Below are 14,004 nucleotides of genomic sequence, written 5' to 3'. Positions count from 1 at the left end.
TTGTTTTTATTTAACTTTCAAAAGTAAACGCATAAAAACGCAAATGCGGTGTTAATGCTTTGATACTGACAATCCCTTCTTTTGCAGTTTTATGAGTTACCAATTGGTACAGCCTGGCATCAGTAATTGATATCTCTGACTTTTGACCATTTTCAGTGGTCACTTCAATATTCGCCATTTTATTTTGCGAACTCTCTATGACCAGAAACACTTTCTTTGCCTGATAATGGAAAATAATTCTGCCGCCCGCCTCCTTATTTTCAATATATTGCGGAGTGCTTTGCCAATCCCCGGTCAGCTGCCAAAAATGAAGGGGAAGTACTGCAGTATCCGTTTTTCGCTCTGCTCGAGCATTTCCGAGATACGTTTCTGGTGTCTGATTAGAAGCGATAGGTACATTGGCATCTGTATTTTCTTTTTGCTTGTTTAGGCCTAATAAATAGCGAATATTATTTTCCATTACATCATATCCGCCTTCGCCAAAATTAATATAAACCACCTCCCCCTGCTGATTAATTAAATAATGCGCGGGCCAGTAATGGTTATTAAAATTTTGCCAGGTCAGCAATTGATTATCGAGGGCAACGGGATAGGTTATTCCAAATTTTTTCACCGCCTGTTTAACATTATTAAGTTGCTGTTCAAAGCCAAACTCAGGGGCATGAATGCCAATCACTACAAGTCCATCCTTTTGGTATTTCTGATACCAGTTCTCAATATAAGGCAGCGTCCGAATGCAATTGATGCAGGAATAAGTCCAGAAATCAACCAACACCACTTTACCTTTTAAAGAATTAAGTGTCAGGGGCGCTGAATTAATCCAACTGTCAACGCCTGCAATTTGCGGGGCGGCATAGGATACCGGCAAGGGATTGATTAATTGATTTTCAGTGACTATCCCCTGTGAATTTTTTTCCTTCTCTATAAGCCACTCACCGACATTAATCCCTGCCAGGCCAAATAAGGCAAAAAGGATTATTAATACCCCCATACCGCGCTTAATTAAGATGCTATGGCGGTTGATTATAGCGAGCTGCTTGCTAAAGTAACGGCCAAAATAACCCAGTGCTAATAAGGGAATCGCTGTACCGATACTAAATGCAATGATAGTCAGGACAGCCTGCCAGTTGGTTTGTGCTTGTATAACCTGTATTAAAGCCACTGCCAGAATAGGACCGGCACAAGGTGTCCACACCAGACCAAGCAAAGCCCCTATAATAAAGGCGCCTCCTGGCTGCTCTAAAAACCTCGCCTTGTCTGCTATATGGGCATGGTTAGCCAACCTATTGGTCAATGCGGCAAACCGTTCTTCCAGAATGGGGATAATCATGACAAATCCCAGAAGGAGCAAAATCAAATAGGCAAACCATTGAATCTGATCCACATGGAAACCGGTGGCAAATAATAATTGCCTTGAGAGCAGGGAAAAGAAGCTGAAACTTAAGATAAATCCCAACACAATCTGCAGTGGGCGTAATTTTCCACCGGCTAAAGAAGCAGCAAACATAAAGGGTAAAATCGGCAAAATACAAGGTGAAAAGGCAAGCGTCAACCCTTCAAAAAATGCAAACAGGATTTGTGTGACATCCACAATAAACCAGCATAAGAAATTAACTTAATTAATTATAGATAAAATAGCCCGCTAGGATGATATCAGCGGCGTTTTTTCTGAAGAATTATCCACAGAAGGCTTGAGTAAGCCAAGTATTTCAGAATATAAAGCAGCAGTAGTCTTATCGCGGCCACCCAGGCCAAAAAACCAGCTACCCTTTGTTGGACTTGTTTTTGTACTCAATTCCCTTTGGATGCTTGCCGTTAAAATCTCGCATTCGGACTCAGCCTGTTCTATTTGTTCGGGATCATTGAAGTTAATTTTTTACTGAGTAGGGTTTCAATCTTTTCCACTATTTGCCCTGCACTCTCAGCGTATTTTTTATTTTGAATCGTTTTGCCTCCGCCATGTAAAACATAATGATGGGCTTTTAATTTTAAAAGGACTTCCATCAACGGAACCTGCGCTGCGATATGAGAAACCTGATCATAGGTTCGTATACCATCCTGAGCATTCTGGTTATCAAATAGGGTATCTTTTTCCGTTTTATATTTTATAGAGGACGCAGGACTTGCTGTTAATTGATGTTCTTCCAAAAGACGAAATACTCTGGCTCGATCCTGTAGGATTCAAAATGATACCGGGGCATCCTCAGCTCCTGAAAATTAGAGCGCACATAATCTGAGTTTAGCAGATGAGGCTTATTCCGGGCCCATGCCCTTTACACGCTGCTCAACCAGTTTCTGCTCGATTAAGCCCTCTATGGCTTCAGAGTCAGACAATCCCAGCAACTCTTTGGCGCTAAAGTTTGTTTCTGCCATTTTCCATCCGTCATCAGCAATCCGTTGATTAAATTCACGGAGGCTATGCGGTGAAAATATACCATAGCTATTTCTTTTACTGGCACAAACGGCTTTTACAAGCGACAAAACCATATCCGTTTCAAACTTAGTTAAATACGCTTTTCCATCAAGCCATTCCACGACTTTTCTCAGCGATGTTTCTTTGCTTTGAGAACCAGTTTCAAACCATTGCTCCCGCCCATTCTTTTTATCTCTAATATTATCCGCTAAGGTGTTAACCATCGCTTTTATTTGATCTAACGTAGAAACACCAATATCTTCTCCAGCATTTTTCAATTCGGCTGCCAGTTTATGAACCCCTTCTTCCTCCACTGTTATAGTAAAGCGCGAAGGGATTACAGGGAGATGCTCCTGGAACCGGCTATCGGGTGTTGTAAATTCTGCATAGAAAGACACGTCTTCAAAATTCACTATTGTTTTCAAGATAATTGTATGGTTAGTGCGACCAATCATGTCTAACTCTAGTCCAACCTGGTATTTTTCATTTGAAAAAATAGCAGTCAACTCTGTAACTTGCTCATCCGAAATGGCATCAATAATGAGATTACCTGATTGCCTTTCCTGATAGTATCTTTTAAGGGCATTGGCAATGGCTCTTTTGATGCTATCGATATCAATCATTAATTTCGGCTTGTCCAATAAATCATCTCGAAGTAATGCGGCAACCACAGGCGCATTCATTCTCAGAATTCCGGTAACTACATTTGTAGTGTAGCCTACTTCAATGCCTGAAAACCCCTTTCTCTCAATAATCTCGCTTATAAACTTCCTTAAAGCGAAACTTCTCTTTCTTACATCGATTCCATCTATTGTTTCATCGTCGCGAAGCATAGGTATTACTAAATCCTCACCCAGGCGATAATTGCTTATTGCATTGGTGAGTAATTGGCGACATATTTCCTGTTCGGAAGGAGGGGTATTCCCTGGCATAAATACTCCGTATTTGCGTAACACTTTGATCGAGGATTATAGCTAAATCACGGAAAACATGCCAATATTTTAAGCACATTGGCGAAAATTTATTGACACTCTATGTGCCCGACACTTCCTGCCGGGCTGAGTAACTTATCAATATTCAGAAAAAAAACTTAATTGCTCTTTCAATACATAAGGCGCTGCATCGACGTGATCAAGTTCATCGCTGACAGATAGAATGGTCACAAAATCACTCAATTGATTAAAAACATCATAGGCAATCTCAGAGCCATGAAAGGGCACATCTTTATCGCCTCTTGTCCCCACTAAAAGTAAGGGGGCAGTTGGTGTGAAGTGATAATGGTTGAACAGTTTTTTTAGATTCTCGGAATTGGTCTCCGTTCCGTTAAGAATCGCATTAAAAAATGCAGGCTGAAGCAGCAGCTTCGGGTCTTTGGGTAAAGCATCCAGGATTTCCTGGTTGGCATGTTTCCCATCAAATAACTGGGGTACGAGCGTATTGTAAGGGGATACAAAAATCTCATCCAGACTAGCCCAATAATGCTTGTAGTATTGCAAAGAATAGAAAAAATAAGCCATATAGGCACTCGCCCGGGGGCCGGGTTTCGTAAGAATAAAGCGGATGGTTTCATCCCAGTCATAGGGAGCAGAGCCTAAAGCGACTGCGGTTATCGGCAAATCCTTATAATTTTTAGCCAGCAGTTCGAACATCACCAACGTCGAAAACCCGCCTTCTGAATAACCCGTCAGATAAAGCTTGTCATCAAGCGGATAATGCAAATGGGCTGCCAGTTCTTTGGCAGCAAACAACATATCCACGCTGCTTCCGGCAAGCGTTTCTGGCTGCACATAGGGATGCAGAGGCAACTCATTATCACCCAGTCCAAGATAATCCGGCATCACAGTCATGTAACCGCCATGACTGCCTATACCCGCCAGAAGCATATAATTCTTTTCCATACTTTTAGAGGGGACATCATCCCGATTAAAACGGGTTCCATGCTGATAACTGACTATGCTTACTTTTTTATCAGAGATTGGCATGGCAACGAGACCCGATGCGATAGTTATTTTGCCATCAGGATCGTGGGTTTTATAATGAATGGAGTAAAGATTCAGATCATAATGAACTTCCAGGGTGTTGAGAGGCGGCATTTTACTTAACACCAACCGCGCAGAGTCTTGTAAAAATACTCCCAGATAACTGTGATCCACAAGCACCGCTTCTTCGGTTTTCGAACCGGCAGCGCTTGCACAGGCACTGAAAACCAGACCAATAAAAAATATCCGTTTGACCCACTTCGATAAAGACATGCTTATCCCTACAATAAAATTTCGAATAATGTCATCATTAGCCAGCAAGATCAAATGTCATAAACAGGAAGGTATAAATGATCTGCCTCATTGAGCGGGACTGGTATTACTTTCCGATCAAGATTTGTATATTCTTTTATTTTGAACTACTAGATAAGGCCGGAAATGCCATCGGACAAGGAAGTAATTCGATTTGGATATCAGCTGAACATACGCGATGTTTCAGTCGAGGGTGATTGTTTAAAACTTGATTTTCAACGGGGCAATTTTTTTGAAACCATCAAAGCCAAACTGAAGAATGTGGATGGCACCATCCGCTTTAAACGGATACTTTGGGAAGGCATTGACTGTTTGACGATTGGTGAAATCAGGAACTATTTAAAAAATAAACTGTTTTCGGCGTATACACATTCTAATGCTGAAGGGGAAATAACGCTAAAAATTGTCTTCCCTCCTCCGCTACTGTCTGATTTCTTTAGCGATGAAAATACCCCAAATTATCCCTTCATTCCAGGGTTCATACGCATGAAGGAGTATTTAAACAAAACCTTGGAAACAAGCAGCGAATTCAAGGATTTATTTTTCATGGAAACTCAGTGCGAGCTTCCCTTGGAGAATCTTCTTCATCAAACATACAAAGAGAAAGCACTGAGCACAACTATCGCACTATCAAGCGATTTACCAGCCGAGCAGCGAAGTTATTTCCTGCAGAAATTTTCTCTGGACGCCCTAAATAATTACCGAGAGGGACAGCCCTTTGTTATTTATTGCCCATTATCAAAATTTACCACGCCGGATTCTTTGATGCGCAGTGCACTGTCTTTTTATGAATTCAGTGCTTATGATTACCATCTATTGGAAAAACACCCGGTAATCTGGGTGATTGACGGCCTCGATCAGATTTATCAAAAGCATGGTGTTTTCAATATTCTTAGCCCTTTTAAAAATGACTTCCATGTTCGAAATAGCCATTTTCTTATAGCTCTTCATACAGATATTAAGCCGAAGCCGCACTATTTCGACCCCATACAGCGTGTCCGGGTGATGGGACCACATGATCCCCGCCATGTATTTTTCTTTAATGTAGCCGCAAACCACAGCGCAGCCCTTAGCGAAACACCAGCTTCCTCCTGGGTTACCCTAAGGGAGCCAAGCACCCAGACTGATGCGGCTGAGGAACCGAAATTATCGAAGGATTATGTGGCGATACAGCAACTATCTGCTTTGGTGCAAAGGAAAATTGAACAATACGAACGCCACAGTCAGGCCTGTCTGGGTATAAACCATCAGAAAAAAGGAAATGCGCTGCGACAGGCTTTCGATAACGCCCAAAACCTTGGCGCCAATGCAAGCTTATATGAATTCTTAAACCATAAAGAGAAGGGGACAAAATCTATTCTTGAAGCATTCGCCTATCGCCGTCTTGGCTTTTTTGGCAAACCAAACTCTCTGCGAGTATTTGAAGGGCAGGTAAGCACGCTTAACTCACCTCAAAGTCATAGTCTTCTATAGCCGGGTATAGTAACCACCACAACTGAAGTTAATTTGAACATTTAGAACATTATTTGATTGATTAAAAATAGCAAAAGTGTATAATACACACCCAATAACCCACTTATTTGGAGAAGATTATGTTTACTGAAAGATGCGAAAGTATCCTTAAAGTTATTGTTGACCAGGTCCAGGAGGCAAAGACTCCTGAGGAAAAACGAAAAATTATTTTGCGGCCATTCAGTAAGGCACCTATCTTTGAAGCGGACGAGACCGGGTTTCAAGGTCTACTAGACTCATTATTGGAAAATGATGGGGTGAAGGCACCCGATGAATATTCTAAAACACATGCTTTAAATCTTGCTATTAGCTTAGGAGATGTTGATGCCTGTAGTTTATTTTTAGCGCATCTGGATACAAATGATATCAACAGTGAAAGCATGCTGGTTTTTGGATATCGACAACAATATACCTTAATGCATCAGGCACTAGATCCATTGGCGTTGAGGGTACATCCCGACAAGTACATTAATTATACCAATGAACTTTCTGAAAACGATAAGATCGCTCTGGGTGAAAATATGGCGCTAATCATTCAACAGTTAATTGAGAAAAACGCCGAACTCAATAATAGAGACCCATCCAAGGGTCGTAGCGGATTGTACACCAATCCTCCCATGGCAGCAGGACAACCGCGTTGCTGGGGTACCTTGCCCGTTGAAACCTTGTCCACACTAAGGACTCAACTGATTCTGGCTGGGGCAGATCCCTTCCTGGCAGGCTCTTGTTTTCAAATTAACCATAATTTTCAGTACCCTATAAACACGATTCTGGATGGGATATTTGAAACGATTAACCAACTGCCAACCACTGAGCGCAGAGCGTTGTCGAGTAAGTTCCATGAAAATACAAAAGCTGAGATGGTTAAGCGTTATTCTCAGGATCTGGGTTTTTCTGCTCCAGAACCCAAACCTGTTCCAGCAGCTCCCAAGAGCGGCGCCACAATGTTTCGTTAAGCTAAAACGGTTTATCCCCTCAGATCTGGAACTCCGGGATCTCCACATTCCACAACTCATTTGTGTGATGTGGAGATTAAATCCAAGCCTCATTTCAATCTTATAATTGCGCCCCCCAAGCATTTTACCAGCGGAAAGCTCCGACCAGTTACAGTTCATGTTGTTATTCTGGCTATGCATGATAGAATATTGAACATTTTATCTTTAGCTGTTGTCCAATGGCTCTCGATTATTATTATTTGAATCAGCTTAAAAAAAATAATCCCGCATGGCGTTTACTGCAGGCCGATCATGCACCATTGATAGCCAGCTTCTTAGACAAGGCGTTTATTCAAACTAATGAGCGCATTTTAGCTCAATCTCAGCTGGTTTCTATTTTAGACGATGTATTGTTTCAATTAAAAAATGAAGACGGGACTGCAGTTTTTTCAAAATCAGCAACTTCTTATCTGGATGACTGGTCGCAAAATAACAAGGGCTGGTTACGAAAGTTTTATCCTCAAGGATCTGATGAGCCTCATTATGATTTGACCCCCGCGACAGAGAAAGCATTGGTTTGGCTTGAAAACCTGGCAGAAAAAAACTTTGTGGGTACGGAGTCGAGGCTTTTAATCGTTTTTGAACTGCTCAGACAAATCATTCATGGGATTGAAACAGATGTAGAAGTGCGTATTGCTGAACTGGAGAAAAAAAAACGCGATATAGACAAGGAAATTCAGTCTCTTCGGATGGGTGATCTTGCTGTCATGGATGATGCTGCCTTGAAAGATCGATTCTTTCAGGTGCAATCGACTGCTCGAGACTTGCTGAGTGATTTTAGAACGGTAGAACATAATTTCAGAGTGCTGGATCGAGATGTCCGCGAGCAAATTGCGTCCTGGGATGGAAGTAAAGGGCAATTATTACAACAGATTTTTGGTGAGCGGGATGCCATTTCAGATTCAGCTCAAGGCCGGAGTTTCAGAGCCTTTTGGGACTTTTTAATGTCTCCAGCAAGCCAGGATGAGTTAAGTGCATTACTGCAACAGGTAACGCAATTGGACTCTCTGGCTGAATTTGCAAAGGATACGCGTCTACAGCGGATACATTTTGATTGGCTTGAAGCAGGAGAATATACGCAAAGAACAGTTGCGAAATTGTCGCAGCAATTGAGACGCTTTTTAGATGATCAGGCCTATCTTGAGAATAAAAGAATCATACAGATTCTGGATCGTATTAACCTTCATGCCTTGCAAGTTAAGTCATGCCCTCCTAAAGAGGATTTTATGAGCCTGGATGGGGCAGCTCCAAGTTTGCATGTTCCTATGGGCAGGCCTTTATTTACTCCGCCACTCAAGATCAGATTGCAGACTCATATGTATACAGATGAGCTGGACAATATTGTACCTGAGACTTTATACAACCAGATGGTTGTTGATAAGGAAGCGTTATTGGCACAAATTAAGCGTGCACGAGGACTTGCTCCACAGATAAGCCTGGCTCATGTAATACAAACTTATCCATTAGAACATGGTTTAGCCGAGCTAATCACTTATTTATCTATTGCAGCCAATGACAAACATGCAGTTTTTGATGAAGAGAATAAAGAAGTAATTTCATGGTTTGACGAGCACGGGATTGTGCGCCAGGCCTCTCTTCCAAGAATTATTTTTACCCGGACCTGACATGAACCAAGAATCCAATACCCTGTCTCTTGTTTTAATTAAACTGTTTAAAGGTGTCTTATATTTAGAGGAAGAACCGTCCTTATGGCAGCATTTACTTAAACTGCAAGCGAAAGTGCGAGATTATGTACGGATCATTGGTTTGGATTTGATCTTGCAGGAAGATGAGGGAGTTGCATGGCTTAAACCTAAAATCGCTGAAGACGGCGAAGAGCCTTTGCCATCATTGGTGCCAAAACGTCAGTTGTCCTATCCAGTCAGCTTATTGTTAGCTCTTTTTAGACGAAAACTGGTGGAGCATGATGCCAGCAGTGGAGATTCACGCCTGATTTTGAATAAAGAAGACATTGTTGAGCAGCTTCGTCTGTTCTTGCCGCCTGGAAGTAATGAAGCCAGAATTATGGATCAGATTGATACTTATATTAATAAAATTGTTGAGCTCGGCTTTGTGCGCCGTTTACACAATGACAGTTCAAAAATCGAGGTAAAACGTATTATTAAAGCCTTCGTCGATGCCCAATGGCTGCATGATTTCGAACAAAAATTGCAAGCCTATGCACTGCATGCTGGCGCAGCGCAGGGAGAATAACCATGAATGGATTTCGTCTACAGCAAATAGAAGTATTTAATTGGGGGACGTTCCACCAGCGGGTATGGCGTTTAACCCTGGAAGGCAAGAATGGTTTGCTGACAGGAGATATTGGCGCAGGAAAATCCACATTAGTTGATGCCATTACCACTTTATTAGTCCCCGCGCATCGTATCGCATATAACAAGGCTGCAGGAGCTGAAGCAAAAGAGCGCAGCCTGCTTTCCTATGTGCTGGGGTATTATAAGTCAGAGCGTAGTGAGGCTGGTCAGTCTGCAAAACCTGTGGCATTAAGAAATAATAGCCATTACTCAGTCATTTTAGGGGTTTTTCATAATCAGGCTACACAGCAATCCGTGACTCTCGCTCAAGTCTTCTGGATTAAAGATAGCGGGGGACAGCCAGCGCGCTTTTTTGTGGTTGCCGATGAGGTACTGAGTATTGCATCTCATTTTACCCATTTTGGCCAGAATATTAATCAACTCAAAAAGCGCTTACGTCTTCTTTCATCCTCAGAACTACTTTTTGATAGCTTTCCCCCTTATGCTGCCGCATTCAAACGGCGCTTTGGAATTCAACATGATCAGGCGCTGGAGCTTTTTCATCAAACGGTATCTATGAAGTCTGTAGGGAACTTAACAGAGTTTGTTCGCGATCACATGCTGGAAGCGTTCGATGTCGCCTCACGTATTGAATCTTTAATTCAGCATTTTGATGATTTAAACCGGGCGCATGATGCGGTGGTTAAAGCGAAAGCGCAAATACAAAAGCTTAGTCCTCTGGTTAAGGATTTGGATTTGCATTCCCAGGTTATCCATCAAAAGGAACATTGGCGTATATGCCGCGAGGGGTTACGATATTATTTTGCCCATCTCAAATCGGGATTGTTGAGGCAACGTCTAGAGAATTTGCAGGAAGAGATACAAAAAGGGACAAACCGGATTGCTGTTTTAAATGAAACCCGGGCTAGTGCTTTGGCGGAAAGAGATCATCTCACACGAGAACTTCTGGTGAATGGAGGTGACCGTGCTGAGCGTTTGCGCCTTGAAATTGAAGGGAATGTACGTGAGCAGAATAAGCGCAAACAAACAGCAAAAGACTATGAGTTCCTGGCGAGAGACTTGGAGTTGCCGTTTCCAGACAGTTTTGAGCAATTCATCCAAAACCAGGCGGCATTAAAAGAGCGTTTGCAAAATGGAGAAATTCGCGAAAGCGCCATTCAGAATGAAATCACCGAATTGACGGTACGCTTCAAAACAGAGCAACAGCGACATAGGGTACTTGAAGAGGAAATTCAATCTTTACAGCAACGGCAAAGTAATATCAGTGCGCAACAAATCGCACTCAGAACCCACCTATGCCAGGCTTTAAAACTTCCAGAGGAGGATATGCCGTTTATAGGCGAGTTATTGCAAGTCCAGGAAAGTGAAGCGCGCTGGGAAGGAGTTGCCGAACGTTTGCTGCATCAATTTGGCTTATCGTTGTTAGTTCCAGACAGGCATTATCAAACTGTCAGCGCCTGGGTAGAGGGCACTCACTTGAAAGGCCGGCTGGTATATTACCGTGTACCCGCTGCGATTGATGCCAGACAGCTAAAGACAATTCAGCCAGGCTCCCTGGTAGAAAAAATACAGATTAAACCTGATACAGAGTTTTATACCTGGCTGGAGATGGAATTAAGCAAGCGTTTTGATTTTCTATGCTGTGAGGACCTTGATGATTTTCGCAAAGCGCAACAGGCAGTGACACCAGCGGGACAAATAAAATTTTCTGGTCAGCGGCATGAAAAAGACGACAGGTTTCCAATTAACGACAAAAGCCGTTACATTTTGGGCTGGAGTAACCAAAAGAAAATCAAAACCCTGCTACTTCAAAGACAAGAGCAAGAACAATACTTGCATCAATTGTCTATTCAGATTAGCCGACAACAAAATGCCAGAAAAGCAATAGACCAGGAAAAAATCAAAATTCTGCGTCTTGAAGCTTTTAAAGAATTCGAGGCTCTGTGCTGGCAAGAATTAACTCGCATTATTGCGTCTCTGGAAAAGGAAAAAGAAAGTCTGGAGCAGGCTTCTGATGTACTAAAAGAACTCAATGCAGCTTTGGAAAAAACTACAACGCATATCAAATCGTTGGAACAGCAATTAGACCAGCAAAAAGATAAAACCTCCAGAAGCGAAGCTAAAATGGAGTGGGCACAACAGCAGTTATCCATCTGTGAGCAAGAGTGCTTACCAAAGGAGTGTGGGGAGGCAGCGGCCCTCATTACAGCATTGGAGCGCTATAGGACAGAGGCTTTAGGAAGTCAGCAGCTCACTATAGAATCCTGCGATAATAAACAGCAGGACTTACGCTCCTGGATTCAAAAGAAAATTGATAGCCAGGATAGTAAAATAAAAACATTGGAAGAACGCATTATTAAATCGATGGAGGGATATCGGCGCGACTACCCTGCTGAAACACAAGAGGTTGATGCACGTCTAGAAGCAGGGAATGAATTTAAACTCATGTTATCTAGTTTGCAGGCCGATGATTTACCTCGTTTTGAAGAACGTTTTAAGGCCTTATTGAACGAAAATACCATAAGAGAAATTGCCAATTTCCAGTCACAACTGAATCGGGAAGTACAGGATATTAAAGAACGCATTGCACAAATCAACCGTTCTCTTGAAGAAATAGAGTATAATCCTGGACGCTACATCGCTTTAGAAATTCAAGATACTCGTGATATGGAGTTGCGTCAGTTCCGTTCGGATTTGCGCCAGTGCACTGAAGGGAGTTTAAGCAGTCAGGAAGCGGCTCAGTATGCAGAACATAAATTTTTACAGGTGAAGGCCATTATCGAGCGGTTTCGGGGACGAGAAGGAACAACAGAGCTTGATAAACGTTGGACCCGCAAAGTTACCGATGTGCGCCAATGGTTTGTGTTTGCGGCTTCTGAGCGATGGCTGGAAGATCATAGTGAACATGAGCATTACACCGACTCGGGAGGTAAATCGGGCGGTCAAAAGGAAAAACTGGCATACACCGTTTTGGCAGCCAGCCTTGCCTATCAATTTGGATTACAGGCAGAGAGGGCTTCCCAGCAGAGTTTCCGTTTTGTCGTTATCGATGAGGCTTTTGGGCGAGGATCCGATGAATCAGCACGTTTTGGTTTGGACTTGTTTAAAACAATGGGGTTACAGTTATTGGTGGTAACGCCTTTACAAAAGATTCATATCATAGAGCCTTATGTCGCTTCGGTAGGATTTGTACATAGTAAGGAAGGAGGCGAGTCTCTGTTAAGACATTTAACGATAGAAGAATATAAAAAAGAAAAAGAGGCTTATCTTGCAACCTGATAAACGATGGGCGAGTAAACTTTTAATCCAAAAAAAACTTGAAGCGCTTTGGGATTCCGGTCGTTTGTTAACAGAGCTCTTAGAGCCTTCCGATTTCTTTCCGCTTCGCTTTCCTTTGAAAGCCCCTTCTCCGGCTGATTTAGGGCAGCGCTTTGCAGACGCTCAGAATTGGGTTTCCGAAATTCGGAGTTTGTCATCCATTCCCGGATTTCACCTGGAGTGGCAAGTTGTAAATCACAGACTTTTAGGTCGTAATGAGCTGCCAAAATCTCTCTTTATCGCTTCTGTGCAGGATGTTTTGGCTTGGTTGGGAAAGCGCCGCAAAGGAGAACTATTTCTGCGTGTGGCGAGCCAGATATTAGCCGAGATCCCTGCGTTGAGAACATGGATCATAAAAAAACCCCATCAGGTACTCATTTATCATGAGGTAATGCCCAGATTATTGCGGGTCATGCAATGGATGTTACAAAATCCAAAGCCCGGTATTTACATGAGACAGCTTAGTTTGCCTGAAATAGATTCCAAATTTATAGAGCAGCATCAATCTATTTTAAGCGAGTGGTTCGATCTGCTCTTGCCAGTAGATGCCATTCAGCAGCAATGGAGCGCGAGAGCGAATTTTGCAGCACGATATGGCTTTAATGAAAAACCTAATCTGGTTCGTTTTCGAATTCTGGATGAAACCTGCCATATCCAGGGCTTGTCGGATCTAAGTATTACCACAAAGGCTTTTTCCAAGCTTGCTCTACCCGTACAAACTGTATTTATAGTCGAAAATGATATCAATGCCCTGGTTTTTCCCAGAATTCCCAGATCTCTGGTAATTTTCGGACGAGGATATGGTTTTGATTTTCTCGAACAAGCCTCCTGGCTATCGGATAAAGCGGTTTGGTATTGGGGGGACATTGATACGCATGGCTTTGCGATTTTAAATCAGTGCAGGAAAATTCTCCCTCAGACCAAATCATTCCTTATGGATGAAAATACCCTGCTGAGTCATAAAATGCATTGGACAATAGAGCCGAAACAGAATCAAAGTTCTCTCAATTACTTAACTGCAGACGAACAATTATTGTATGAAGCCTTGCAAACCCAGCGTTTTGGCACCCGTCTGCGTTTGGAGCAGGAATACATTTCCTATGCCGGTATTATGCAGTTCTTGTCTTCTTTAGGTTAGGTATCTTGTCTAAAGAGGCTGATTCGCCAAATCCAAAGGGTCATGCCAATGATTTGCAATC

11 protein-coding genes are annotated in these 14,004 nt (G+C 42.5%); 6 read left to right on the top strand and 5 right to left on the bottom strand.

From position 1 onward, the window contains the following. Window positions 1-10 precede the first annotated feature (10 nt). From DYH42_RS01425 to DYH42_RS01410, 5 genes are all read right to left on the bottom strand, one after another. A complete protein-coding gene (locus tag DYH42_RS01425; RefSeq protein ID WP_058523259.1) occupies window positions 11-1,591 on the bottom strand; it encodes a cytochrome c biogenesis protein DipZ in 1,581 nt (526 codons plus the stop codon). A gap of 51 nt (window positions 1,592-1,642) precedes the next feature. Further along, on the bottom strand, window positions 1,643-1,795 hold the full coding sequence (locus tag DYH42_RS16715) for a hypothetical protein (protein ID WP_207385316.1): 153 nt from the start codon (window positions 1,793-1,795) through the stop codon (window positions 1,643-1,645). Window positions 1,796-1,845: 50 nt separating this feature from the next. Continuing rightward, the gene (locus tag DYH42_RS01420; RefSeq protein WP_058523258.1) at window positions 1,846-2,148 is read right to left on the bottom strand and encodes a hypothetical protein; all 303 of its coding nucleotides are present in this window, start codon (window positions 2,146-2,148) and stop codon (window positions 1,846-1,848) included. Window positions 2,149-2,253: 105 nt separating this feature from the next. Further along, entirely contained in the window at window positions 2,254-3,345 is a 1,092-nt protein-coding gene (locus DYH42_RS01415) for a hypothetical protein (RefSeq protein ID WP_058523257.1), read from the bottom strand. Between the two features lie 138 nt (window positions 3,346-3,483). Beyond that, window positions 3,484-4,665, bottom strand: coding sequence for an alpha/beta hydrolase family protein (locus DYH42_RS01410; protein WP_058523256.1), 1,182 nt, complete (start codon window positions 4,663-4,665; stop codon window positions 3,484-3,486). 165 nt (window positions 4,666-4,830) lie between these two features. Between DYH42_RS01410 and DYH42_RS01405 the strand changes: the two genes are divergently transcribed. From DYH42_RS01405 to DYH42_RS01380, 6 genes are all read left to right on the top strand, one after another. Further along, window positions 4,831-6,177 carry a hypothetical protein gene (locus tag DYH42_RS01405; protein WP_058523255.1) on the top strand — a complete coding sequence of 449 codons (1,347 nt, stop codon included), beginning with the start codon at window positions 4,831-4,833 and terminating at the stop codon, window positions 6,175-6,177. A gap of 119 nt (window positions 6,178-6,296) precedes the next feature. Continuing rightward, window positions 6,297-7,172: a hypothetical protein gene (locus DYH42_RS01400; RefSeq protein WP_058523254.1), complete on the top strand. Its 876-nt coding sequence runs from the start codon at window positions 6,297-6,299 to the stop codon at window positions 7,170-7,172. Window positions 7,173-7,390: 218 nt separating this feature from the next. Then, window positions 7,391-8,836 carry a DUF3375 domain-containing protein gene (locus DYH42_RS01395; RefSeq protein ID WP_058523253.1) on the top strand — a complete coding sequence of 482 codons (1,446 nt, stop codon included), beginning with the start codon at window positions 7,391-7,393 and terminating at the stop codon, window positions 8,834-8,836. A 1-nt stretch (window position 8,837) separates the two neighbouring features. Further along, window positions 8,838-9,425 carry a DUF4194 domain-containing protein gene (locus DYH42_RS01390; RefSeq protein WP_058523252.1) on the top strand — a complete coding sequence of 196 codons (588 nt, stop codon included), beginning with the start codon at window positions 8,838-8,840 and terminating at the stop codon, window positions 9,423-9,425. Window positions 9,426-9,427: 2 nt separating this feature from the next. Beyond that, on the top strand, window positions 9,428-12,766 hold the full coding sequence (locus tag DYH42_RS01385; RefSeq protein ID WP_115316901.1) for an ATP-binding protein: 3,339 nt from the start codon (window positions 9,428-9,430) through the stop codon (window positions 12,764-12,766). Beyond that, on the top strand, window positions 12,756-13,943 hold the full coding sequence (locus DYH42_RS01380; protein WP_058523250.1) for a Wadjet anti-phage system protein JetD domain-containing protein: 1,188 nt from the start codon (window positions 12,756-12,758) through the stop codon (window positions 13,941-13,943). The genes DYH42_RS01385 and DYH42_RS01380 overlap by 11 nt, the downstream gene beginning before the upstream one ends. Window positions 13,944-14,004 lie beyond the last annotated feature (61 nt).

The organism is Legionella birminghamensis, assembly GCF_900452515.1.
GTDB lineage: Bacteria > Pseudomonadota > Gammaproteobacteria > Legionellales > Legionellaceae > Legionella_C > Legionella_C birminghamensis.
This window is presented reverse-complemented; position numbering and strand designations above follow the sequence as displayed.

Excerpts from the sequence above, each read along its gene's own strand:
- DYH42_RS01415 (WP_058523257.1), bottom strand. The coding sequence starts at position 3,345 with ATGCCAGGGAATACCCCTCCTTCCGAACAGGAAATATGTCGCCAATTA.
- DYH42_RS01410 (WP_058523256.1), bottom strand. The coding sequence starts at position 4,665 with ATGTCTTTATCGAAGTGGGTCAAACGGATATTTTTTATTGGTCTGGTT.
- DYH42_RS01405 (WP_058523255.1), top strand. The coding sequence starts at position 4,831 with ATGCCATCGGACAAGGAAGTAATTCGATTTGGATATCAGCTGAACATA.
- DYH42_RS01400 (WP_058523254.1), top strand. The coding sequence starts at position 6,297 with ATGTTTACTGAAAGATGCGAAAGTATCCTTAAAGTTATTGTTGACCAG.
- DYH42_RS01395 (WP_058523253.1), top strand. The coding sequence starts at position 7,391 with ATGGCTCTCGATTATTATTATTTGAATCAGCTTAAAAAAAATAATCCC.
- DYH42_RS01390 (WP_058523252.1), top strand. The coding sequence starts at position 8,838 with ATGAACCAAGAATCCAATACCCTGTCTCTTGTTTTAATTAAACTGTTT.
- DYH42_RS01385 (WP_115316901.1), top strand. The coding sequence starts at position 9,428 with ATGAATGGATTTCGTCTACAGCAAATAGAAGTATTTAATTGGGGGACG.